The 25,136-nt window shown below is 34.6% G+C and carries 24 protein-coding genes and 1 pseudogene; 16 read left to right on the forward strand and 9 right to left on the reverse strand.

The window, feature by feature from the left end; translation table 11 throughout:
* Window positions 1-6: 6 nt before the first annotated feature.
* The 13 genes from murE (at window position 7) to yfbR (ending at window position 15,088) form a co-directional block, all read left to right on the forward strand.
* Entirely contained in the window at window positions 7-1,560 is a 1,554-nt protein-coding gene (murE, locus tag A9G31_RS03200; protein ID WP_081299327.1) for a UDP-N-acetylmuramoyl-L-alanyl-D-glutamate--2,6-diaminopimelate ligase, read from the forward strand.
* The gene (gene murF, locus A9G31_RS03205) at window positions 1,557-2,930 is read left to right on the forward strand and encodes a UDP-N-acetylmuramoyl-tripeptide--D-alanyl-D-alanine ligase (RefSeq protein ID WP_065560404.1); all 1,374 of its coding nucleotides are present in this window, start codon (window positions 1,557-1,559) and stop codon (window positions 2,928-2,930) included. Before murE ends, murF begins: the two co-directional genes overlap by 4 nt.
* A gap of 4 nt (window positions 2,931-2,934) precedes the next feature.
* Entirely contained in the window at window positions 2,935-4,017 is a 1,083-nt protein-coding gene (gene mraY, locus A9G31_RS03210) for a phospho-N-acetylmuramoyl-pentapeptide-transferase (RefSeq protein WP_065560405.1), read from the forward strand.
* Window positions 4,018-4,039: 22 nt separating this feature from the next.
* A complete protein-coding gene (gene murD, locus A9G31_RS03215; RefSeq protein ID WP_065560406.1) occupies window positions 4,040-5,374 on the forward strand; it encodes a UDP-N-acetylmuramoyl-L-alanine--D-glutamate ligase in 1,335 nt (444 codons plus the stop codon).
* On the forward strand, window positions 5,371-6,522 hold the full coding sequence (ftsW, locus tag A9G31_RS03220; protein WP_081298061.1) for a cell division protein FtsW: 1,152 nt from the start codon (window positions 5,371-5,373) through the stop codon (window positions 6,520-6,522). Before murD ends, ftsW begins: the two co-directional genes overlap by 4 nt.
* Window positions 6,522-7,574: an undecaprenyldiphospho-muramoylpentapeptide beta-N-acetylglucosaminyltransferase gene (gene murG, locus A9G31_RS03225; RefSeq protein ID WP_065560407.1), complete on the forward strand. Its 1,053-nt coding sequence runs from the start codon at window positions 6,522-6,524 to the stop codon at window positions 7,572-7,574. Before ftsW ends, murG begins: the two co-directional genes overlap by 1 nt.
* A 160-nt stretch (window positions 7,575-7,734) precedes the next feature.
* Entirely contained in the window at window positions 7,735-9,183 is a 1,449-nt protein-coding gene (gene murC, locus A9G31_RS03230) for a UDP-N-acetylmuramate--L-alanine ligase (protein WP_065560408.1), read from the forward strand.
* A 1-nt stretch (window position 9,184) separates the two neighbouring features.
* Window positions 9,185-10,093: a D-alanine--D-alanine ligase gene (locus A9G31_RS03235; protein WP_065560409.1), complete on the forward strand. Its 909-nt coding sequence runs from the start codon at window positions 9,185-9,187 to the stop codon at window positions 10,091-10,093.
* 13 nt (window positions 10,094-10,106) lie between these two features.
* Window positions 10,107-10,940, forward strand: coding sequence for an FtsQ-type POTRA domain-containing protein (locus A9G31_RS03240; protein WP_065560410.1), 834 nt, complete (start codon window positions 10,107-10,109; stop codon window positions 10,938-10,940).
* A gap of 21 nt (window positions 10,941-10,961) precedes the next feature.
* The gene (gene ftsA / locus A9G31_RS03245) at window positions 10,962-12,215 is read left to right on the forward strand and encodes a cell division protein FtsA (protein ID WP_065560411.1); all 1,254 of its coding nucleotides are present in this window, start codon (window positions 10,962-10,964) and stop codon (window positions 12,213-12,215) included.
* An 81-nt stretch (window positions 12,216-12,296) separates the two neighbouring features.
* Window positions 12,297-13,436, forward strand: a complete 1,140-nt coding sequence (gene ftsZ, locus A9G31_RS03250; protein WP_065560412.1) for a cell division protein FtsZ — start codon at window positions 12,297-12,299, stop codon at window positions 13,434-13,436.
* Between the two features lie 69 nt (window positions 13,437-13,505).
* Window positions 13,506-14,420, forward strand: a complete 915-nt coding sequence (lpxC, locus tag A9G31_RS03255) for a UDP-3-O-acyl-N-acetylglucosamine deacetylase (protein WP_065560413.1) — start codon at window positions 13,506-13,508, stop codon at window positions 14,418-14,420.
* A gap of 80 nt (window positions 14,421-14,500) precedes the next feature.
* A complete protein-coding gene (yfbR, locus tag A9G31_RS03260; RefSeq protein WP_065560414.1) occupies window positions 14,501-15,088 on the forward strand; it encodes a 5'-deoxynucleotidase in 588 nt (195 codons plus the stop codon).
* A gap of 126 nt (window positions 15,089-15,214) precedes the next feature.
* Here the strand turns inward: yfbR and A9G31_RS03265 are convergent, their stop codons facing one another.
* From A9G31_RS03265 to A9G31_RS03285, 5 genes and pseudogenes are all read right to left on the reverse strand, one after another.
* Window positions 15,215-15,871, reverse strand: coding sequence for a response regulator (locus A9G31_RS03265; protein ID WP_065560415.1), 657 nt, complete (start codon window positions 15,869-15,871; stop codon window positions 15,215-15,217).
* A gap of 27 nt (window positions 15,872-15,898) precedes the next feature.
* Entirely contained in the window at window positions 15,899-17,527 is a 1,629-nt protein-coding gene (dcuS, locus tag A9G31_RS03270; RefSeq protein ID WP_065560416.1) for a DcuS/MalK family sensor histidine kinase, read from the reverse strand.
* 122 nt (window positions 17,528-17,649) lie between these two features.
* Window positions 17,650-18,129: pseudogene (locus tag A9G31_RS03275) on the reverse strand (malic enzyme-like NAD(P)-binding protein); the annotation flags it as partial.
* Window positions 18,105-18,533 carry a 2-hydroxycarboxylate transporter family protein gene (locus A9G31_RS03280; RefSeq protein ID WP_065560417.1) on the reverse strand — a complete coding sequence of 143 codons (429 nt, stop codon included), beginning with the start codon at window positions 18,531-18,533 and terminating at the stop codon, window positions 18,105-18,107. The gene A9G31_RS03280 and the pseudogene A9G31_RS03275, both read right to left, overlap by 25 nt.
* A 318-nt stretch (window positions 18,534-18,851) precedes the next feature.
* Complete coding sequence (locus tag A9G31_RS03285) at window positions 18,852-19,556, reverse strand: lipopolysaccharide core heptose(II) kinase RfaY (protein WP_065560418.1); 705 nt, start codon at window positions 19,554-19,556, stop codon at window positions 18,852-18,854.
* A gap of 184 nt (window positions 19,557-19,740) precedes the next feature.
* Here A9G31_RS03285 and A9G31_RS03290 point away from each other — a divergent pair, with 184 nt between their 5' ends.
* On the forward strand, window positions 19,741-20,034 hold the full coding sequence (locus A9G31_RS03290; protein WP_065560428.1) for a GIY-YIG nuclease family protein: 294 nt from the start codon (window positions 19,741-19,743) through the stop codon (window positions 20,032-20,034).
* 12 nt (window positions 20,035-20,046) lie between these two features.
* On the opposite strand, the gene A9G31_RS03295 is transcribed toward A9G31_RS03290, so the two are convergent.
* From A9G31_RS03295 to argD, 3 genes are all read right to left on the reverse strand, one after another.
* A complete protein-coding gene (locus A9G31_RS03295) occupies window positions 20,047-21,033 on the reverse strand; it encodes a serine/threonine protein kinase (RefSeq protein ID WP_065560419.1) in 987 nt (328 codons plus the stop codon).
* Window positions 21,034-21,044: 11 nt separating this feature from the next.
* Window positions 21,045-21,656, reverse strand: a complete 612-nt coding sequence (yihA, locus tag A9G31_RS03300) for a ribosome biogenesis GTP-binding protein YihA/YsxC (RefSeq protein WP_065560420.1) — start codon at window positions 21,654-21,656, stop codon at window positions 21,045-21,047.
* 65 nt (window positions 21,657-21,721) lie between these two features.
* Window positions 21,722-22,933 carry a bifunctional acetylornithine/succinyldiaminopimelate transaminase gene (gene argD / locus A9G31_RS03305; RefSeq protein WP_065560421.1) on the reverse strand — a complete coding sequence of 404 codons (1,212 nt, stop codon included), beginning with the start codon at window positions 22,931-22,933 and terminating at the stop codon, window positions 21,722-21,724.
* 214 nt (window positions 22,934-23,147) lie between these two features.
* Between argD and A9G31_RS03310 the strand changes: the two genes are divergently transcribed.
* Both A9G31_RS03310 and mltC read left to right on the forward strand, forming a co-directional pair.
* The gene (locus A9G31_RS03310; RefSeq protein ID WP_065560422.1) at window positions 23,148-23,417 is read left to right on the forward strand and encodes an oxidative damage protection protein; all 270 of its coding nucleotides are present in this window, start codon (window positions 23,148-23,150) and stop codon (window positions 23,415-23,417) included.
* Between the two features lie 8 nt (window positions 23,418-23,425).
* Complete coding sequence (gene mltC / locus A9G31_RS03315; RefSeq protein WP_065560423.1) at window positions 23,426-24,493, forward strand: membrane-bound lytic murein transglycosylase MltC; 1,068 nt, start codon at window positions 23,426-23,428, stop codon at window positions 24,491-24,493.
* Window positions 24,494-24,930: 437 nt separating this feature from the next.
* Here mltC and A9G31_RS11740 read toward each other — a convergent pair.
* Window positions 24,931-25,136, reverse strand: a 206-nt coding sequence (locus A9G31_RS11740) for a hypothetical protein (RefSeq protein WP_176700345.1), incomplete at its 5' end; no start/stop codon positions are given.

Below are 25,136 nucleotides of genomic sequence, written 5' to 3' on the forward strand. Positions count from 1 at the left end.
GTGAAAATGTTAGCAACAAACTCGTTTAAAACATTATTTGAATTATTAGGCGGAAGATGTAATTTAAAATTAGATGATTTTCCACTTAATCATTTGCGTATAGATAGTCGTAAAGTGGAAAGAAATGATGTGTTTATCGCAATCAAAGGTCATACAGTTGATGGACGAACGTTTATTCCTCAAGCTATTTCAATGGGGGCGGTTGTTATCTTAGTAGAAGCAAGTAGAAAATCAAATGACTTAAAAATCGACTATATTAAGCATGAAAATAAATCGATAATTCCACAAATTAGTGTTTTCCAACTTTCACAACGCTTATCTCTGATTGCTAATGAGTTTTATCATTCCCCATCAACAAAATTATCCGTTATTGGTGTGACAGGAACCAATGGGAAAACAACCGTTAGTCAGCTTATTGCCCAATGCTTAACATTATTGAATAAAAAAACAGCATTAATGGGCACCATTGGTAATGGAATTTATAATGAACTTGAGCCATCAGTTAATACAACGTTGTCGGCAGTAGATTTACAAACCTTATTAGCTGAATTTGTAGAGAAACAGGTCAAAGTTGTAACGATGGAGATTTCTTCACATGGACTTGCCATGGATCGGGTTAAAGGGCTAAATTGTGCTGCTACTGTATTTACAAATTTAAGTCGAGATCATCTTGATTATCACAAAACAATGAATAGATATGCAAAAGCAAAATGGTCGTTATTTAGTCCCGATGAAAAAGAAAAACAAGTTTTAGCTGCGGGTAAATCAATTATTAATTATGATGACAAATATGGTAAAAGATGGATTGAAAAACTTCCACAAGTGACAGCTGTATCATGTCAAACAAAATCATTACGTCGACTCAAGGCGTTAAATATACCTTACGTTGGTGTATCAATGATCGAATATCTTGATAAAGGTGTCCAAATTCATATGGAGTCAAGTTGGGGAAATGCCATTATTAATAGCCGATTGCTAGGTGAATTTAATGTTTCTAATTTGCTATTAGCTATAGCTACACTTTTAACATTGAACTATCCATTTTTTGCTGTTGTTAATATGGCTTCTTTTTTGACTCCAATCTGTGGGCGAATGGAGGTTTTACATGTAAAAAATAGCCCAACGGTTATTGTTGATTATGCGCATACTCCAGATGCGTTACAGAAAGCTTTGCAAGCTAGTCGAATTCATTGTAAAGGTTCTTTATGGGTGATTTTTGGATGTGGTGGCGATAGGGATACAGGAAAAAGACCTTTAATGGCTGAAATCGCAGAACAATTTGCCGATAAAATTGTTTTGACTAATGATAATCCACGCACTGAAGATGAAATGAAGATTATTCATGATATTCAACAAGGTTTACATCACACTGATAATGTACACATAATTACCAATAGAGTGCAGGCTATTGCACAAACATTAAAGCAGGCTAAGCCTAATGATGTCATTTTAATTGCAGGTAAAGGGCATGAGGACTATCAAATAATTGGTAATACCAAATATCACTATTCAGATCAAGAAACAGTGAAAAAACTTCTAGGAGTAGAGAATCAATCATGATTCCATTAGAAATTAAGCAAATAAAAAAAATAGTTAATGGTGAATCTTATTATATTCAAGACGAAAGTGCTGTGATTGATACGATTTGTACTGATTCACGAAAAATAATAAAACAATCACTGTTTATCGCACTTGTTGGAAATAATTTTGATGGACATGTTTTTGCTGAACAATCTATTAAAGATGGTGCTATAGCCGTAATCGTTGATCATAAACTTAATAAGACCATACCACAGATTGTTGTTAAGGATACTCGCTTGGCTTTAGGGGTAATCGCTAATTTTATCCGGCAGCAAAGTACAGCTAAAATTGTTGCACTTACAGGTTCATCAGGTAAAACGTCCGTTAAAGAAATGACTGCAGCAATATTACAACACTGTGGACAGACCCTTTATACACAAGGCAATTTCAATAATGATATCGGGGTGCCATTAACGCTGTTACGTTTAACTAAACAAGACCAGTTTGCAGTTATAGAATTAGGCGCTAATCATATTGGTGAAATAGCCTATACTACGAATATTGTTAAACCACAAAGCGCTTTAATTAATAATATTGCAGAAGCACATATAGAAGGTTTTGGATCACTTGAAGGTGTAGCAAAAGCTAAAGGCGAAATCTTTCAAGGATTGCTTGATGGTGGTATTGCTATTATTAATTTAGATAGTTGTTCTGATAAATGGTTTACTCAGTTAGTAAACAAAACAGTTTGGACTTTTTCGTTAACGAACCCTTCTGCTCAATTTTATGCTAGTAATATTCAACACGAAAAAAATACAACATTTACATTACATACACCTAAAGGTGAATGTGAGATTATGTTATCGCTAGTTGGGAAGCATAATATTTCAAATGCTATCGCAGCATCAGCTTTAGCACTTTCTGTCGGAGCAACTTTTAATCAGATCCAGCAAGGCTTAGCCTCTTTAACGCCTGTAAAAGGCCGGTTATTTCCAATAAAATTAAATCAAACCCAATTAATTTGGGATGATACTTATAATGCTAATGTTGGATCGATGTCAGCGGCTGTCAAAGTTTTGGCAAAACAGCCCGGTTATCGGATTTTAGTTGTCGGTGATATGGGTGAGCTAGGGCCAGAAGCTGAAAAATATCATTGCCAAATAGGTGAGCTTGCTCATGATGAAAAAATTGATTGTGTAGTAAGTGTAGGCAAATTAAGTCAATTTATTAGCCAGTTTAGTGGTGTGGGTCACCATTTCAATAATAAACAAGATGCAGTGAATTATCTATTAATGCTGTTACGCCAACAACCAAATTTAACAATGTTAGTTAAAGGTTCGCGTAGTGCAAAAATGGAAGAAGTTATCGAAAAAATTCAAATTGAACAACTCAAAATGAGTCAGGATTAAGATTATGTTGCTTTGGATATCGGAATATTTAGTTAAACATTTTACCTTTTTTAATGTTATCTCTTATTTAACAGTAAGAGCTATTTTAGGTTTATTAACCTCGCTAGCAATTTCATTATTTTTGGGGCAAAAAGTCATTGACTGGCTACAAAAATTACAGATTGGTCAAGTCATTCGCCATGATGGGCCTGAGTCTCATTTAAGTAAAAAAGGAACACCGACTATGGGGGGGACGCTAATTTTAGCCTCAATTTCCTTATCGGTATTGCTATGGGCAGATTTACGCAATCCTTATGTTTGGGTAACTTTGTTTGTTTTAATTGGTTATGGCATTGTTGGCTTTGCTGATGATTATTTAAAAGTAATTCGTAAAAATAGTGCTGGATTAATTGCTAGATGGAAATACTTTTGGCAATCGGTTATTGCATTAATTGTTGCTTTTGGTCTTTATGTTTATGGTAAAGATAGCACGGTAACAGTACTTGTTGTGCCATTTTTTAAAGATGTGATGCCTCAATTGGGACTATGGTTTATTTTATTAACTTATGTAGTTATTGTTGGGGCTGGTAATGCCGTTAATTTAACAGATGGACTTGATGGATTAGCAATTATGCCAACTGTTTTTGTAGCCGCTGGTTTTACGCTTGTGGCATGGGCTACAGGGAATGTCAATTTTGCTGCTTATTTGAATATTCCTTATATCAAATTCAGCGGAGAGTTGATGATTGTTTGTACTGCAATTATTGGTGCTGGACTTGGTTTTTTATGGTTTAACACATATCCGGCGATGGTTTTTATGGGAGATGTTGGATCGCTAGCTTTAGGTGGCGTGTTTGGAATTATTGCTGTTTTATTACGACAAGAATTTTTATTACTGATTATGGGCGGAATTTTTGTTATTGAAACTTTATCCGTAATTTTACAAGTAGGATCATTTAAATTACGGGGTAAAAGAATTTTCCGTATGGCACCAATTCATCATCACTATGAATTAAAGGGTTGGCCAGAACCACGTGTTATTGTACGGTTTTGGATAATTTCATTGATGTTAGTTGTAATAGGTTTATTAACTTTGAAATTACGTTAATAAAAAATATTAGGATCAAATCATGGTTAACTATCAAGGAAAAAATGTCGTTATTATTGGTTTAGGTGTCACAGGACTTTCTTGTGTAGACTATTTTCTTGCTCAAAATGTTATACCTAAAGTTATTGATACTCGTAATTCGCCATCAGGGATGGAACAATTAGACAAACGTGTTGCTTGCCATTTAGGGGAATTAAATGTTAATTGGTTGCTTGATGCTGATTTAATAATAGTCAGTCCAGGAATTGCTTTATCAACGCCAGAACTACAACAGGCAGCTAAAAAAGGTATTGAAATTATTGGCGATATTGAACTATTTTGCCGTGAATTGAATCAACAAAACGGTAAGCAGATTGTTGCCATTACAGGTGCAAATGGTAAAACTACAGTAACAACATTAGTTGGTGAAATTATTAAGTCGACGGGTATTAAAGTTGCTATTGGTGGTAATATTGGGCTGCCAGCATTATCGTTATTGAATCAAGATTACGATGTATATGTTCTTGAACTGTCTAGCTTTCAGCTAGAAACAACTCAGAGTTTAAAAGCTACAGTTGCAACAATCTTAAATATTTCAGAAGATCATATGGATCGTTATCCTCTTGGATTAATGCAATATGTTGAGGCTAAGCAACGTATTTATCATAATGCCAAGTATTGTGTGATTAACCATGATGATAAGTTAACCATTCCGACTGACCAACAAAAAAACTGCGTTTCATTTGGTGTGAATAAAGGGGATTATCATTTGGATTTCCACTTTGAACATTTGATTGCACAAGAGCAGCCAGTAGTAGCGACTAAAATAATGAAACTGGCGGGATGTCATAATTATCTTAATGCGTTAGCGGCTTTAGCTATAGTTGATAAACTGAAAATTTCACGGGAATCCAGTATAGCAACAATTATTTCATTTCATGGTCTAGCACATCGTTTTGAGTTAGTGTTGGAAAGAAATGGTGTGAAGTGGATTAATGATTCCAAAGCAACCAATGTAGGTAGTACAGAAGCAGCATTAAATAGCGTAGTTTGCAAAGGGAAATTATTTTTATTATTAGGTGGGGATGGAAAATCAGCGGATTTTTCGCCATTGATTCCTTTTTTTGAAAACAGAAATCTAGAAATTTTTTGTTTTGGGCGTGATCGTTTTATCCTTGCTAAGCTAGCACCTCATATAACAACTGTAACTGAAACATTGTCAGATGCAATGCAAGTTATTGCTCAAAAAGTTGAACCAAATGATGTGGTTTTGCTTTCTCCAGCATGCGCAAGCTTAGATCAGTTTAAGAATTATATTGAACGCGGAAAACAGTTTGCACAACTTGCTGAACAATATACTCACAGGAGTACAAAATGACACTCTTTTGGTTAAAAAAACAAGTTAATCCCCACATACCATTTGACAACCAGCTACTTTGGACTGTGTTAGGTTTAATGATCTTTGGTTTGATCATGGTGACCTCTTCTTCAATGGCATTTAATGAAAGCGATCCTTTCTTTTATACACAACGAGAACTTATTCAGTTAGGACTATCATTATTTTTAATGTTTATTACGTTTTATATTCCAATGCAACGTTGGCAACAGTTTGCTTCTGTTTTACTTATTATTGCTATTATTATGTTAATCGTTGTGTTAGGTATTGGCTCTTCGATTAATGGAGCATCTCGTTGGATACCTCTAGGAGTATTCAATTTTCAACCTGCAGAACTTTCAAAATTAGCGCTATTTTTATTCTTAGCTGGTTATTTATCACGTAAATCTGAAGAAGTACAAAGTGGCTTTTGGGGTTTTTTTAAACCAATGGTTGTTATGACTATACTTTCTATTTTGTTACTTAAACAACCAGATTTAGGTACTGTTATTGTTTTATTTATGGTCACTATTGGCATTTTATTTATTGCAGGTGCGCAATTGTGGCAATTTATTGCTATTTTGCTAACGGGAGTTGGCGCAGTAATTTGTTTGATTTTGTATGAGTCTTACCGCTTAACACGACTGTTAACCTTTCTTGACCCTTGGCAAGATGCTACAGGTTCAGGTTATCAATTAGTCGCCTCATTAATGGCAATTGGTAATGGAGGCGTTACTGGACAAGGTATGGGAAATTCTGTACTGAAATTAGGTTATTTACCCGAATGTCATACTGATTTCATTTTCTCAATTATATCAGAAGAGTATGGATATATAGGTGTAGTTGCTTTATTGTCATTACTTTTCTTTCTAACATTTAAGGCGCTTGCAATTGGTTATCGAGCACTGAATGAAAGTTCATTGTTCTCTGGTTATTTAGCCTGTGAAATCGGGATATGGTTTGGTTTTCAAACATTTGTAAATGTGGGTGTTACATCTGGTATGTTGCCTACTAAAGGATTAACACTACCATTTATTAGTTATGGTGGATCAAGTCTTATTGTGATGAGTATTGCAACAGCAATATTACTCCGAATTGATTTTGAATTTAGACAACAACAAGCCCAAGCAAGAATAAGGTTAATAAAATAATGAAAAAATTATTAGTTATGGCAGGAGGAACCGGGGGGCATGTTTTTCCGGGTATTGCTGTGGCGCAATATTTAATGAAGCAAGGTTGGCAGGTAAGATGGTTAGGAACTGCCGATCGAATGGAAGCACACTTAGTTCCTGAAAATGGTATTGATATTGATTTTATCGAAATATCAGGGCTACGAGGCAAAGGTGTTATGGCATTATTAAAAGCACCTTATAAAATCTTAAAAGCAGTTTTACAAGCTAGAAAAATTTTAAAAACTTATCGTCCTGATGTTGTTTTAGGTATGGGAGGATATGTTTCAGGCCCAGGGGGGATTGCAGCAAAAACGCTTGGTATACCGATTGTAGTACATGAACAAAATGGTATAGCAGGTTTAACCAACAAATATTTAGCTAAAATAGCAACTAAAGTTTTACAAGCATTCCCTACTGCTTTTCCTAAGGCTGAAGTAGTTGGCAACCCTGTTCGTAGTGATCTTTTGACTGTGGCAAAACCTGAAGAAAGATTAAAAGATCGTGATGGGCCAATTAGAGTATTAGTCATGGGAGGTAGCCAAGGAGCTAAAGTTATTAATGATATTGTGCCTCAAGTGATAACAAAATTATCCGATAAATATGTAGTATGGCATCAAACAGGTAAAGGAATGTTGAATTCCGTAATTCAGTCATACCAAAATTGTGATATGACCAATAATAAAGTGACTGAATTTATCCAAGATGTTGCAGATGCATACAATTGGGCAGATATTGTAATTTGTCGTAGTGGAGCATTAACCGTCAGTGAAATTGAAGTAGTGGGTATCGGTGCTATTTTTATTCCATTTATGCATAAAGATCGTCAGCAATTCTGGAATGCAAAATCACTAGCAGATATTGGTGCTGCTAATATTATAGAACAACCCGATTTCAGTGTTGAATCGCTATCTAACTTGTTATGTAATTTGAACCGAGATAAATTAATGGAAATGGCAATAAAAGCTAAAAGTTTATCTATTGTGAATTCCACAGAGAAAGTAGCAAAAGCCCTTGATTCGGTGATAAAATGATTAGTTTTTGACATAAATTTATGTAATAATTTTGTCAAAATGTTTCAGGTTAGATATATGTTTGAGTCAATGATTCATTTGAGCAATAAAAAATAACTAAGATAGAAATGTTCAATGATGATATGTACTGTAAACTATAAATTAATTTAGGAGTTAAATAGTGAATACAAAGGAATTAGCTAAGTTAAGAGCAATTATTCCTGAAATGAAGCGAGTCAAACATATTCACTTTGTGGGTATTGGTGGTGCTGGTATGGGAGGAATTGCTGAGGTTCTCGCTAATGAAGGATACAAAATTAGTGGATCAGATATTGCTGAAAATGCGGTCACTCAACATCTAGAAACATTAGGGGCAAAAATTGTTATTGGTCATGCGGCTGAAAATGTGATTAATTCTAGCGTTGTTGTTATATCTTCAGCTATTTCGCAAGATAACATTGAAGTAATTGCCGCTCGTGCAGCACGTATACCTGTTATTCAACGTGCTGAAATGTTAGCTGAATTAATGCGTTTTCGATATGGTATAGCAATTGCTGGTACTCATGGTAAAACTACAACTACTGCTATGGTTACCTCTATTTATGCTGAAGCGAAACTCGATCCAACCTTTGTTAATGGTGGTTTAGTTAAGGCGGCAGGAACACATGCTCAATTAGGAAGTAGCCGTTATTTTATTGCTGAGGCTGATGAAAGTGATGCTTCATTTCTTCATTTGCAACCGATGGTATCTATTGTAACAAATATAGAGCCTGACCATATGGACACTTATCAAGGTAGTGTTGATAATCTAAAACAAACATTTATTTCATTTTTACATAACCTTCCATTTTATGGTTTAGCTATTATGTGTTACGACGATCCTATTAATCGAGAGTTACTACCGATTGTGGGACGTAAAATCATCACTTATGGATTTAGCGAAGAGGCTGACGTTGTCATTAAAAATTATCGTCAAGAACGAGGCGTAAGCTATTACACCGTTTGTCGCCCTGATCGCCAAGATTTGCAGATTGAGTTAAATGCACCTGGTAAACATAATGCTTTAAACTCGGTGGCTGCGATAATTGCAGCAACAGAAGATGGTATTGATGATGAATCAATTATAAATGCATTAGCTAAATTTGCTGGTACTAGTCGGCGTTTTGATTTATTAGGTATATTCCCGCATGTTGATGGTGGCGATATAATGATGGTTGATGATTATGGTCATCATCCTAGCGAGGTTAATGCAACAATTCAAGCAGCAAGAAACGGCTGGCCTGAACGAAGATTGGTTATGTTATTCCAACCACATCGATACACGCGTACTCGGGATTTATTTGACGATTTCGCACAAGTGCTTTCTCAAGTCGATGCACTTGTTATGTTAGATGTCTATTCCGCAGGAGAGCAACCTATTGCGGGTGCCGATAGCCGTTCGTTATGCCGTTCTATCCGCAATCGTGGCAAAGTTGACCCAATTTATGTTTCAGATTTAGATTTGCTACCCGAAATAATGCAAGAAGTATTACAAAGTGGTGATTTATTAATTACACAAGGTGCTGGTAGTGTTGGTCGTATAGCGCGCCAACTAGCCAAAACTCAATTATCATCAGAAGAGGTTTTATAAAATGGTAGATAAAGTTGCTGTATTGTATGGTGGTATTTCAGCTGAACGGGAAGTGTCACTTAAGTCTGGTAAGGCTGTACATGCAGGATTGTTGGCAAATGGTATTGATGCGCATCTTATTGATACTAAATATCATTCTATTACCAATTTAAAAGAAGAAGGTTATACAAAAGCTTTTATTATTTTACACGGACGAGGTGGGGAAGATGGTATTGTTCAAGCGATTTTGACTTATCAAAATATTCCTTATACAGGCAGTGATGTTTTATCATCAGCCTTAACAATGGATAAACTGAAAACTAAGTTAGTGTGGAAATCACTCAATTTACCTGTTGCTGAATATGTTATGGTTGAAAAGTCACAATCAATTGATACTGATGCCATAGTTAAACAGCTTGGTTTACCGTTGTTTGTTAAACCAAGTCATGAAGGATCAAGTGTGGGAATGGCTAGAGTTAATGAAGCATCTGAATTGGAAGCAGCTATTAGCGCAGCTTTCAAATATGATAGTGTAGTGATGGTTGAGTCATTTTTAGCAGGTCCTGAATTTACGGTAGCAATTGTTGGTGAAGAGGTTTTACCTTCAATCCATATTAAACCCGCAACTAAATTTTATGATTATGATGCGAAATATTTATCTGATACCACTCAGTATTTTTGTCCAAGCGGTTTACCTGATGAACAAGAAAAGGAAATTCGTAAATTAGCGTTAGATGCTTATAAAGCAGTAGGATGTCGAGGATGGGGAAGAGTTGATATCATGTTTAATGCTAATCAAAAACCATTTTTACTTGAAGTTAATACCGCTCCAGGTATGACAGATCACAGTTTGGTACCAATGGCGGCAAAAGAACATGGATGGTCATTTAATGAACTTGTTGCCAGAATCTTAAATTTGGCAACTTTATAATTGGCCTTATTTTATGAAACAAGTTCGGCAAGCAGCACATAGAAAAGAAGATAAAAATAGAAGACGGCTGCTTATTTTTTGTAATACAGAGCAATTAATAGGTTTTTTGTTCTTTATTACGATTATTTGTATTAGTATTTGGGTCGTTCAAAGTTTCAAAAATTGGATGGACGATCCTGAACAAATGGTATTGTCTCAGTTAACATTAAGTGGAGAGCACACCTATACAACTGAAGATGATCTTCGCGATGCTATTTTAGGATTAGGATTGCCTAATACCTATATAGGACAAGATGTTAATGATATTCAACAAGAAGTAATGCGATTTCCGTGGGTGAAACAAACCAGTGTACGTAAACAATGGCCGGACAGGTTAATTGTCTATGTCGAAGAATATAAACCCATACTTTACTGGAATGACTTATTTTTGCTTGATAAAAATGGCAATGTATTTAGCGTACCACTTGACCGTATTACCGAGTTACAATTACCAAGGTTATATGGACCAGAGGGTAAAGCAAAATCAGCGTTAGAAACTTATTATAAATTAGAGAATCTTTCTAAAGAATTAGCTAATAATCAGTTGGCATTACATATTAAAACAGCAATAACTGATGAACGTAATGCGTGGCAATTGATGGTAAAACAGTGTATATCTGGTTTTTGTCTAGAAAATCAGGAAATAAAACTGCTATTAGGTAGTGAAAATATTGAACAAAGATATCAACAATTTATCAAGTTATTTCCGGAAATTCAGTCAAGAATGCCCGAAAATGAAAGAATAATGGTTGCTGATTTACGTTATGAAAATGGTATTTCAGTGCAAAGAGAAAAAATAATGCAGTAAGGAATAAATTAAGGCTGGAGTATGAAAGCAACAGAAAAAAAATTGGTCGTTGGATTAGAGGTTGGTACATCCAAAGTACTTGCTCTTGTTGGTGAAGTTCTTCCCGATGGTGTTGTCAACATCATCGGTGTGGGACATTGCCCATCGAAAGGAGTGGATAAAGGTGGAGTGAACGATCTCGAGTCTGTCGTGAAATCAATCCAACGAGCGATTGATCAAGCTGAATTAATGGCTGATTGTCAAATATCTTCAGTATATTTAAGCCTTTCTGGTAAACATATCCGTTGCCAAAATGAAATAGGAATGGTACCAATAGAGGATGAAGAGGTAACCGCAGAAGATGTAGACAATGTTGTTCATACAGCAAAATCAGTCAGAATTTTAGATGAACACCGTATTTTGCATGTCATTGCACAAGAATATTCTATTGATTTGCAAGAAGGGATTAAAAATCCTATTGGCTTATCTGGAGTAAGAATGAAAGCCAAAGTTCACTTAATTACTTGCCATAATGATATGGCAAGAAATATTGTGAAAGCAGTAGAACGCTGCGGTTTGAACGTAGATCAACTTATTTTTTCTGGATTGGCATCTAGCTATGCAGTTTTAACGGACGATGAAAAAGAACTTGGTGTTTGCGTAATTGATATGGGCGGCGGTACAATGGATGTAACAGTCTATACAGGTGGTGCTTTACGTCATTCTGTAGTAATTCCTTACGCAGGAAATGTTGTTACTAGTGATATTGCATATGCGTTTGGTGCACCACCTATGGATGCAGAAAACATTAAAATTCGTTATGGATGCGCTGTAGGTTCGTTAATTGGTAAAGATGAAGTTATCGATGTTCCTAGTGTTGGTGGAAGACCATCTCGCTCATTGCAACGACAAACGCTTGCAGATGTAATAGAACCTCGATATTCAGAACTTCTTTCGTTGGTACAAAAAGAGTTACTTGTATTACAAGAAGAACTAAAAAAACAAAATATCAAATATCAATTAGCGGCAGGTATTGTTTTAACTGGCGGTGCAGCACAAATAAAAGGAATGGTAGAGTGTGCTGAAAAAGTTTTTCAAAATCAAGTGCGTATTGGTCAGCCACTGAATATATCGGGATTAACTGACTATGTTCAAAAACCTTATTGTTCAACAGCTATAGGGTTATTACATTATGGAAAACAAAGTTTATTAAATGATGATGGAAAAGATAATAATAAATCATCATTAAAAGGGATAGCTAAACGATTAACCGGATGGTTTAAAAAAGAATTTTAGCTAATATATTTCAAGAACTTCGTGGACATTGTAGATGATTATCTGTACAATGTTCACAGATCGTAAATTTGGAGATAAGTTATGTTTGAACCTATGGTTGCAGATGATGAACCAGCAGCAGTCATTAAAGTTATTGGTGTAGGTGGTGGCGGCGGTAATGCTGTCGAGCATATGATTGCTGAACATATTGAAGGCGTTGAATTTTTTGCAGCAAATACAGATGCACAAGCCTTAAAAAGAATTAAGGTAGGTCAAACTATCCAAATCGGAACTAATGTTACTAAAGGGCTTGGTGCTGGTGCTAATCCTGAAGTCGGTAGAAATTCTGCTGAGGAAGATCGTGATGTCATTCGTAGTGCTATTGAAGGAGCCGACATGGTTTTTATCGCAGCAGGAATGGGTGGCGGCACTGGAACGGGGGCAGCCCCTGTTGTTGCGGAAATAGCAAAAGAACTAGGAATTCTAACAGTTGCAGTTGTTACTAAACCTTTTGGTTTTGAAGGTAAAAAGCGTATGGCTTTTGCTGAGCAAGGTATTTCTGAGTTGGCAAAACATGTTGACTCACTAATTACTATTCCGAATGATAAATTATTAAAAGTATTAGGTCGTGGTGTTAAATTACTTGACGCTTTTGCCGCTGCTAATGGTGTTTTAAAAGGTGCAGTACAAGGTATTGCAGAGCTTATTACTAAACCAGGCCTTATCAATGTTGACTTTGCTGATGTAAGGACAGTGATGTCTGAAATGGGATATGCTATGATGGGTTCTGGTCGAGCTAGTGGTGATAATCGAGCTGAAGAAGCCGCTGAAATGGCGATTTCTAGTCCATTGCTTGAAGACATTGATTTATCTGGAGCTCGAGGCGTATTAGTTAACGTAACATCTGGATTTGATATTGGTTTAGAAGAATTTGAAACAGTCGGTAACACAGTTAAAGCATTTGCTTCTGATAATGCTACGGTTGTTGTTGGTTCAACTTTTGATCCAGATATATCTGATGAAATTCGAGTAACAGTGGTTGCAACTGGTATTGGTATGGATAAACGTCCAGAAGTTAAAATGCCTAAACCAGTTTCACACAATGAGCTATTTAGCCGAAGCAGTCCTTTAGGACAACAAGAAGAGAAATTGGCAAAGGTTGTTAATGAACCAACAGCTTCTCCTCTTGAAGATCATAAAATTTTAGATATTCCTGCTTTCATACGGAAGCAAGCAAATTAAAGTAAAGTTGAACTTATTTGATTTTTTATTGTCAAAATCAATAGGAACAAATAAAAAAGTAGGTGCAAAGTGAAACAAAGAACATTAAAAAAGACTATTCAAGCAACTGGTGTTGGTTTACATACCGGCAAAAAAGTTACTTTGACATTACGTCCTGCGCCTGAAAATACAGGTATAATTTACCGTCGTACTGATTTAAATCCATATGTGGATTTTCCCGTGGATGCAAAATCTGTGCGTGATACAATGCTTTGTACTTGTTTGATAAATGAAGATAATGTTCGTATTTCTACTGTTGAGCATATTAATGCTGCATTAGCAGGGCTAGGCATTGATAATATTATTATTGAAGTTAATGCCCCTGAAATACCAATTATGGATGGTAGTGCAAGTCCATTTGTTTATTTATTGCTTGATGCTGGTATTGCTGAACAAAACGCACTTAAAAAGTTTTTGTGTGTAAAAGAAACAGTTCGAGTTGAAAATGGTGATAAATGGGCTGAAGTAAGGCCTTATAGTGGCTTTAAACTGGATTTCACTATTGATTTTCAACATCCGGCTATCGACAGTAGTTCACAACGTTATCAACTAGATTTTTCGTCTGAATCGTTTATTCGTCAAATCAGCCGTGCTAGAACATTTGGTTTTATGCGTGATATTGAAGCATTACAATCTAAAGGTTTATGCCTAGGTGGTAGTTTAGATTGTGCAATTGTTGTTGATGATTATAAAGTGCTAAATGAAGATGGTTTGCGTTTTGAAGATGAGTTTGTGCGTCACAAAATGCTTGATACTATCGGTGATTTATATATGAGCGGTCACAATATGATTGGTGAAGTTGTTTGTTATAAATCAGGTCATGCATTGAATAATCAATTATTGCAAGCATTGCTAGCAAAACAAAATGCATGGGAATATATCACATTTACAGAAGAGCAAACTGTACCACTTGCATTGGGTACCCAACAGCTTATTCTCGCGTAAAATAATAAGTAACATTTTATATTATAGACGCTCCTGTTTTTAATAGGAGCGTTTTTATTTTATATTAAAGAGATAGTAATATGAATAACAGTCATTTTTTTGCTCATTTATCCCGATTAAAACTAATTAATCGTTGGCCTTTAATGCGTAATGTAAGAACTGAAAATGTATCAGAGCATAGTTTACAGGTTGCTTTTGTTGCACATGCCTTAGCAATAATTAAAAACAAGAAATTTAATGGAAATGTTAATCCAGAAAGAATTGCATTGCTGGCAATGTACCACGACGTTTCAGAAGTAATAACAGGCGATCTACCAACACCAACAAAGTATTACAATCCACAAATAACGGTTGAATATAAAAAGATTGAAAAAATAGCACAGCATAAACTTATCAATATGCTTCCTAAAGAATTACAAGATGATTTTAGAACATTAATTGATGATGATTTTTATGATGAAACCGAGAAAAGTATTGTAAAACAAGCTGATGCATTATGTGCTTACCTAAAAACGATTGAAGAACTTAGTGCGGGCAACAATGAGTTTAAATTAGCAGAACAACGTTTAAAAAAGACTTTATCTGAACGTAACAGTCCTGAAATGAATTACTTTTTAGACGTTTTTGTTCCAAGCTTTAGCTTGTCATTAGATGAGATAACTATGTAAAATTAATTTATCTATTTAAATATTTTTTATTTCTATCATAGATTATTAATAAAAAATACGTCTTGTTTAGAATGTTAAATGTAGTGATGACAAAAAGACTCTTACTGTATTTATAATAGATATACTTTACCTGAGATTATAATTTATATTTTGATAAATATAACGTTTAACAGGTCTACCAATAGACAGATAAGTTAAATGGCTTTTAAGCTCACCAAGTTCCTCTAAGTAATCGAGATATTTTTTTAATGATATACGAGATAACGAAATTAATTCAACGATATCACTCATTGAAAAATCACAATTGTACTGAATAATAACCTCTCGAACCTTTTGTAAGGTCAGGTTATCAATACCTTTAGGCAACCCTGTGTTATGAGTAGTCGGTTTAGCAAAAATCCGATCATCTAATTGATGCTGATTTAATATTTTGGACGATGATAACAAACGAACACGCTCCTGATAGGAAACTAATGCGGTGCGTAAACGCTCAAAAGTGAAAGGTTTAACAATATAATCAATTACACCTAAACGTAGAGCTGCTTGAATCTCATTGGTTTTACAAGCAGCGGTCACCATAATAATATCAATTTTGGGATAACTAATACGAATATGCTGTAATAATTCTAACCCATTGAGTTTGGGCATAAATACGTCAAGTAGGATAAGATCAATATGATTATCATGAATACAATGTAGGGCTTGTTCACCATTACTAACATTAGCGACTAAATTAAACCCAGGAACCATTTGTACATATTTCTTATTAAGTTCTGCCACCATATAGGATCATCTTCAACAATTAAAACATCAACCATGAGTTACTTTCTCCCTATAAATCGCTTTTAGTGGTAATAATACTTTAAAACAGGCTCCTTTTTTATTACTTAGGTCACATAATTGAATATGCCCATTAAGTTCATCAATACTGGCTAATACTAAATACAATCCGATTCCACGATTATCGCCTTTGGTTGAATACCCTTTTTGGAAGATGTATTGAGTATCCTCATCAGAAATACCTTCACCATTATCATTAACCTCAATTTGGAGAGTATCATTATTAATTTCCAAATTGACATTTATCTGCTTATTGTCTAAAAATTGTACCGAATCTAAACTATTATCAATTAAATTACCGAGGATTGTGATTAAAGAGTGAGTAATTGAAATATCTGTAATTGGAGATAATTCTCCATTAATATTAAACAACAAACTTACTCCCAATTCTCTAGCTCGGCTAAATTTACTATTTAAAAAACCAGAAATAATAGGATCTTTGATTGCTTGAGTAACAAGTTTTGATTCAGCTTGCTGATTACCAATAATCTCTTCAAGATAATCAATTAACTCTTGTTTATTATTATTAAACGCCAAACCATAAATAACATGCAATTTATTATTAAATTCATGTGATTGTGAACGTAAGGCGTCGGCATAACGGTTTACTCCAGTTAAATTTTCTGCTAATTGTCTCATTTCGGTCATATCCCGAAACGAGGCAATAGCACCAACTAATAAACCATTAACAAGTAAAGGGACTCGATTTGTTAGAATAACTACTCCATTTATATTTTGCTCACAATCATATTCAGCAATCCCACTAACCATTACATCATGCAAACGAGTATTTGGAATAACATCTACAATTTGTTCCCCGATTACATCTTCTTTATTACTATTAATACGCAATATACGTTTAGCTTCATTATTAATTTGTGTAATGTAACCCTCCCGATTTATGACAACAATACCTTCTTTAACTGTTCTGATTATAGCGTCTCTTTCCTCAAATAAATGCGCCATTTCTGTAGGCTCAAGGCCATATAATATTTTTTTAATATTGCGAGATAACAATAATGATAAAATAACTGCCACGACTAATGATGCGAACAAAGAGAACCAAATTGATTGACTTGTTCTTGATGCAAGTTGATTAATTTTTTGTAGTGTTTGTCCGACTAATACCGCACCAATTTGCTGATGCTCATCATTGTAAATAGGACTAAATGCACGCACCGAATTTCCGAGAGTTCCTTTGGCAATTGATGTATAAGATTCCCCTTTTAATGCTCTGTGTTCGTCGCCACCAACAATAGACAATCCTATTTTACTTTTATCGGGATGAGAAAGTCGTACTCCCTGCATATTAAAAACAACGACAAAATCAACTTGTGTTAATCTTCGTATTTTTTCGGTCTCATTTTGGAGAAGAGCTAAATTTTCAAAAGTAGGTGTTTGTATACTTTCTATTGTATTATTTGAAGAAGAAATAATTTTAGCGATATTTTCAACTCGTTGGCGAGATGTTTGTAAATATTCATTATTAACAAGTTGGATAATATAGACATTTTCAGCTATGGCTGATAACGTAAAAACTAAAAAGAACAAGCTTATCAGCTTAAATTTAAGTGTTAACCGATTAAAAAAGTATTTCATTTAATAGATCTTTCGACAGCAATATTGTGAATTTATATTAACCTAAAAATGATAAAAATCTGCTAATAAAATAGATAATTAGCAGATTATAATTAATACACCTTAACTAGCAAATAGTACATCTATTTTGCAGCGTTTTTTACGCTCTCAGCAACAACTTTAGCAACATTGAGTTCAAATGCATTAGGTAATATACATTCCGTCGATAATTTATCATCAGACACAATACTTGCTAAACCTCTAGCTGCAGCTAATTGCATTTCAAGTGTGATATTTTTAGCTCTTGCATCCAAAGCACCTCTAAAAATACCTGGGAATGCTAAAACATTATTAATTTGATTTGGATAATCGCTACGCCCAGTTCCAACAATATAAGCACCAGCGGCTTTTGCTTCTTCAGGGAATATTTCAGGGGTTGGATTAGCCATTGCAAAAATAATCGATTTTTCTGCCATGGTTGAAACCCATTCAGGTTTTAATACACCAGGAGCAGAAACACCAATAAATACATCAGCTCCTTTTACCGCATCTTCTAACGTCCCTTTTTGTTTTTCATGATTGGTAATTTTAGCCATTGCTAAATGATGTGGCGGTAATGAATCATCATCCGAATAAAACCTTGAATTAAAATAACCCGATGCATACCTAAAATACTACCGCAAACTAAACTCGCAATATAAAAAAGTAAAAAGTTAGAATCTTTCATCAACATTTTTGTTGCAGTTAAAGTATTTTCGTCAAAAACACCATAGTAAACTAACAGTGATGGAACAATTAAAGATAAAATTGCAGGTGCACCAAATTTTTTAAAAAAAGGAATATTTTGCCCAAACGTTCCTAAAAACCAACCTAATGGCAAAATAACAGCAAAGCCTCCAATTAATGTTCTTGGTAGCATATCTAATTGGGCGGCGATAATAACGATGATGGAACAAACAACGAAAATAGGTAAAGGTAAAGAACCTATATAAAGTTTATTTTCTTTTAATTTTTGCATCATGCTCATAATATAACCTCTTGCACTCCTAATTTATTTCAAAAGTACAATCAGTATAATCATGGATATAAAAATCAGAAGAATAAGAAAGTTATATAACTAATTATGTAATTAATGTAAGTCATTAAATAATTTGGATTGCATAAATTGAAATATAGAGACAGCTTTATCTAGCTATTCACCTATTGATTTACGAGTGTTTAAAATGATCAATACAGATCAAATTAAAATTATAGATTAATTGAAAGATTACGCATTAATAACCAAGGCCAGATACAAACATCAATTACCATTGTGAATGATGATACTCTCACCATGGTAAAATAATTAATCTTCTTTCCCTCGGATCTTCCGAGACAATCGTTTAAACCCATGAGTAAACTTTTTAATTGTCATTGCCAAAAAAGGAACCTTAATTTTGATATCAAAGCGTTCTTTCAGCTCGATTGCATCATTGGCTTTAGTTAACCAAATAAACCCTGAGTTCGTTAAATCGATGGCCTTGATTTTTCCTTCAGGCGTTAAGATAAAATTTCCGCCATGAATATCATTAGATACTAAATTATAACTGTGCAGTTTTTCAATACAGTTTTTAACTTGCTCGCCATACTCTTTCATTTCTTCCCACTTTAAAGAACGTCCTTCGATAAAATTAAAAATCATATAATGGCGTTTAGATTTTTGATCAAAAGCAACCAAATACAGTTCATAAGCAATATCGGCATTATCAAGTGATATTTTGGCGAGTTTACGAATCAAATTGAAATAAAAGTCGCCTGTAATTTTGGCGATTAAACGACGCTCTAAACGATGCTCAACACCGCCATCAATTTTAAAAATAAATTTTGATTCATTATGATCGATTAAATAAGTATATCGCTCTAATTTATCGCTAGGATCGAGTAATTCATGATGTCCTTCTTCTGCCAAAAATTGGTCAAAAAGTTCTAAATAATTGATTTCGTCATTTTGCACATAGGCGAACTTCATATCGCCACGTTGAACTTCAATAATCTTTGCAAAGTTATTCAAATTTTATTATCCCAGAATACATCAAAAAAGTTGACTTATCTTAAACATTATCTGCGTTAAAGTAAATGAAACAGTAACGTTTAACTAGTAGTACGATTAATATTAATTAAAAAGTGATGAATATTTGCTATGCCATTAAAATGATATTATGGTTAAATAATTGAATTTATATTATTGGTTAGTTATGTCTAATAGCTCATCCGAATGGTTTTTATATATTATTAGAACAGCAAAAAAATCACTCTATACTGGTATTACAACAAATGTGGAAAGAAGGCTTCACCAACATCAAACCAACAAAGGTGCAAAGCATCTAAAAGGGCAAAAAGATTTAACTATTGTGTACCAAATCTATATTGGTGACAGATCGATGGCGCTCAGGCTTGAGTACCGAATAAAACAGCTTTCTAAACAAAAAAAAGAGAAGTTAGTCACAAACCAACCTAATTTAAACGAATTATTAAAACTACTCAATTAATACGCTTTATATTCACATCATTGGCATTAACTGTATTGCAGGAGCTTTAATTGCATCAATTTGCTTATTAAACTCAGCTAATTGTTGACGCCAAAAATCCTCATCAGGAATCCATGGAAAGGCGATAGGAAAAGCAGGATCTTGCCAACGCTCTAAAATCCATGCTAAATGATGAACCATTCTCATCGCTCTTAAAGGTTCGATAAGCTTTAATTGATGATGATCAAACTCACAAAACTCCTGATACATTTCAATCAATAAATCCAACTGTAAACGTTGCTGTTGACGATCACCATGCAGTAACATCCACAGATCTTGAATTGCAGGGCCATTACGAGAATCATCAAAATCAACAAACATTGCATTATCGCGCCATAAAATATTACCCGCATGGCAATCGCCATGTAATCGAATAGGCTGCCAATCGTTATGCCAATGCTGTTCAACAGTTTTTATTAACTGGGCTAAAATATCTTTAAGGTCAGTTTGAACTTTTTTAGAAATATAAGCGCTAGATAGCAAGATATCTTGTGGCCGATAAAGATACTCTTCTAATCCAATAGTTGGACGATGTAAAAATGTCTGCTTAGCACCAATTTGATGGATACGACCAAGCAACATACCCACAGATTCCATTTGCTCGATATTATCCATCTCATATTGTCGTCCTCCAACACTAGCAAACAACGTAAACAGATAACCTTGATATTCGTGTAGTGTCGTATTATTAAATGTTAATGGCGTAATAACGGGAACCTCAGCATCAGCTAATTGCTTAGTAAACTGATGTTCTTCAAGAATTTGCTGACGATCCCAACGATTTGGTCGATAAAACTTAGCCACATAACGTTTATGATTTTCATCTTGAAATTGATAAACACGATTTTCATAACTATTTAACACAGTCAAACCAGAATCTATACTCAATCCTATTGAAGATAGGCTATCAATAATTAAATCTGGTGATAAAGATTGAAACGAAAATGTTGAACTATTCATTGAATGATCCTTTATTGCAAACTAAACCATTCATCTAATTTTTGTTTTAGAGCTTCAAGTCCAATACGCTTAGGTGATGAAAAAGGAGCAACAGTAATATCTCCTTGAAAAGGTAAAATAGCTTCTTTAACCATATTAACTTGTTTTTTTTGAGCGCCAGAAGCTAATTTATCAGCTTTAGTAAGCAGTAACATAATAGGGATATCAACTGAAACCGCCCACTCAATCATCTGTTGATCTAAATCTTTTAACGGGTGTCTAATATCCATCAATACAACCAAACCTTTTAAACTCTCACGTTTTTGCAGATATTCACCCAATGATTTTTGCCATTTACGCTTTATCGCCTCTGGCACTTGAGCATAGCCATAACCGGGTAAATCTACTAAACGGCAATTTTCTTCAACTTCGAAAAGATTAATAAGTTGGGTTCGACCTGGCGTTTTACTCGTTCTAGCAAGTCCTTTTTGATTGGTTAATGTATTAAGAGCGCTTGATTTGCCAGCATTAGAACGGCCAGCAAAAGCAATTTCAACACCATTATCAATAGGTAGATGAGAAATATCAGGTGCACTCAAAATAAAATGAGTTTTAGCATAATTTAATGGGTGAATATTGGTCATAAATAAGTATCCTTTAAATGCAACGGCATTTAATTGACTAAAATGCCGTTACTGTATAGAAAAACTTAAGAATTGACAACTTTTTCCACAGCTTTTGCTAATCGAGTCATACCTTCTTTAATTTCATCTTCAGAAATAATTAGTGATGGGGTAAGGCGTAAAACATTAGGTCCGGCATTTAAAATCATCACTTTAAATTCGGATGCTACGTTCAAAAAATCACGAGCTTTATTGTGAAATTTGGGCTGTAACTCTGCACCTAACAACAACCCTTTCCCACGATACTCTCGAAATAATTTAAATTTATCATTAATTTCCTCTAATTGCTCAATAAATACAGCACGTCGTTTTTGCACACCTTCAAGTATTTCAGGAGAATTAATCATATCAAAAGCCTCGCAACCCACAGCACAAGCTAAAGGATTACCACCATAAGTTGTACCATGCACACCAGGATGCATAACTGAAGCAATTTCGTCTGTTGTTAACATAGCACTAATAGGAAATCCACCGCCCAGTGCTTTAGCCGAGGTCAAAATATCGGGCTTTACATCGTATTGTTGATAAGTAAATAAACTGCCTGTTCGACCCATTCCACACTGCACTTCATCAAACACCAGTAACGCTTTATATTCATCACATAGCTCCCGCAAACCCTGTAAAAATTCTGGTGTGGCTGAAGTTAACCCACCTTCACCTTGCACAGGCTCTAGTACAACCGCACAAGTATGATCATCCATTACGGCTTTAACTGCATCAAGATCATTAAAAGGAACATGAATAATATCAGCTGGTTTTGGACCAAAACCATCCGAATACTTAGCCTGACCACCAACAGAGACGGTAAAAAATGTACGCCCATGAAAAGATTGATAAAAAGCAATAATTTTAGTCTTATAAGGATTGTATTTATGTATTGCGTAATGACGAGCTAATTTAAACGCAGCTTCATTAGCTTCGGCACCAGAATTTGCAAAAAAAACACGTTCAGCAAACGTATTATCGATAAGTTTTTGAGCAAGATTTAAAGCCGGCTCATTAGTAAAAACATTACTTACATGCCATAACTTTTCACTTTGTTCATGTAATGCTTTAACTAATCTTGGATGACAATGCCCAAGCGCATTTACAGCGATGCCACCTGCAAAATCAATATATTCTTCACCATTTTGATCCCAAACACGACTCCCTTTACCCTTTACGGGGATAAATTTTGCTGGTGCATAAATAGGTAAAATAACTTTATCAAAAAGTTCACGTGTGATTTTTGGCTGCATTGTTTAATCCTTATTTATTTTATTAACTAGTTCCTATCATTTTAATCGAACTAATTGCGGTGTAAAGTAAATAATTATTCAAATATTTTAAATTAATATTCACTAATTAAAGGTGAATTCAATTTAAAATTAATATAATAATTTTCTTCTTATCTATAATTATTTTCAGGTATAATCAGCCTTTGTTTGTTAATTGTACTTAAAAGAGATAAAAATGAGTCGTATTGTTTATTGCCATTATTTAAAAAAAGAAGCAGAAGGATTAGATTTTCAACTTTACCCAGGAGAGCTTGGAAAACGTATTTTTAACGAAATATCCAAACAGGCATGGCAAGAATGGCTCAAAAAACAAACTATGTTAATTAACGAAAATAAATTCAATATGATGAATCTAGAACATCGAAAAAAAATTGAAGCTGAAATGATCAAATTTCTATTTGAAGGCGAAGAAGTTGTTATTGACGGATACAAACCCCAAAATTGAGATGTAAAATGAAAAAAAATAAAAAAATCATAGCGTTAATTATTACTGTAACTCTTCTAACAGGTTGTCCTAGTACGAATTCAAAAAAAGATGAAGACTATTATATTAAAGACACTAATGCTTTTAATATATTAATTAGCCAATATGCTAATAACATTGAACAAATTTGGGGGCCTAAAGAAGTCCTTATAGCAGGTCCAAAAGACTACGTTCAATATGAAGATAACCTAAAAACTCGCGTCCATATTAACTTCGTTTCAGGTGTAATTACTATTGAAACCATGACAGAATCACCAATAGAAAACCTAAAAGAAGCGATAGTTTCGACATTACTTATGTCAGAGCCAGTTGACATTATACGCCATGACAAAATCAGTCAAGACTTATCTCAAGAACCATTTTTATACAATCAGGTATTAGATCAAGATCATCAACCGATTCGTTGGAGTGGCAGAGCTAATAGTTTTGCTGATTATCTACTTACCAATAACATAAAAACCCGCTCATCAGGTTCTCATAAAATCACTTATGTTGAAATTAAACTAGTTCCTAACCACATAAATCAGCGTGCCAAAAAATTCTTACCAATCGTAACCGAAGCATCTAATCGCTACTATATTGATGAACGCTTAATTTTAGCGATTATGGAAGTTGAATCAGCATTTAACCCATATGCTGTTAGCCGTACTGATGCACTAGGACTAATGCAAGTACAGCAACACACCGCTGGACGTGATATTTTCAAATTACGAGGCAAATCAGGTGAACCAAGTCGAAAATTCTTACTTGATCCACGTAATAACGTTGATATGGGTACCGCTTACTTATCATTACTAAAAACCAAATACTTAGCTGGCATCAATAATCCAATCTCGTTAAGATACGCCATGATTACTTCTTATAACGGTGGGGCAGGTAGTGTATTGCGCACATTTTCTAACGATCGCAACGAAGCGATCAACATCATAAACTCAATGACACCACAACAAGTTTATCGAAAACTAGTTACATCCCACGTCTCGCAAGAATCGCGTAATTATCTAATAAAAGTTAGTCGGATTTTAGATAATAGATAAGCGAATAATAAATATCAAATAGCTCCTTACTATTTACAACTTACAACGAATAATAAGGAGCACTCCCCATAACTAAAGCAAAAAAACTTCAATAAAATCAATAGTCTACCGGAGAAATTTTAGGCCTTTAAAAAGCACCTACTCCACCAGTCCCAAAAACCACCCAACCGCTACGCCCCCATAAAAAACGCCACTCCCCAAAAAAAGCCAAAGCAACCCCACACTCACCGCTAACAAATCTTTACAATAAACCAACAAAAAAAGTGGCGCATTATTCATCATCAAGTTATAATTTTTGAGCTTATACAGGCAAGGAATCGCTCAAAAATCAGGCAAATGGATATAAAAGTTCATAAAAAACAATAAATTACTTGACAAGGAAATAAAAATGCATTACCATGGTTGGCATCTGGCATCTGGCATCTGGCCTGCCAAACCTATGCCCTAAATCTTATTGATTCGCACGGTAGCCAAAGTAGGGCGCCACAGTTATTTTCATCATCGAAGTCATTTCGCGTAGCGGAATCGACGCCGTCATCGGGGTCTTTACTGGCGATGCTGTCGGCGGATTCTTCGACAACATCTTCGGTCACATCATCGGCCATATATTCGGCAAAATTATCGTCGATATCCAAGTGGTTAT

The organism is Gilliamella sp. Gris1-4, assembly GCF_001690335.1.
In the GTDB taxonomy this organism is placed as follows: domain Bacteria; phylum Pseudomonadota; class Gammaproteobacteria; order Enterobacterales; family Orbaceae; genus Gilliamella; species Gilliamella apicola_P.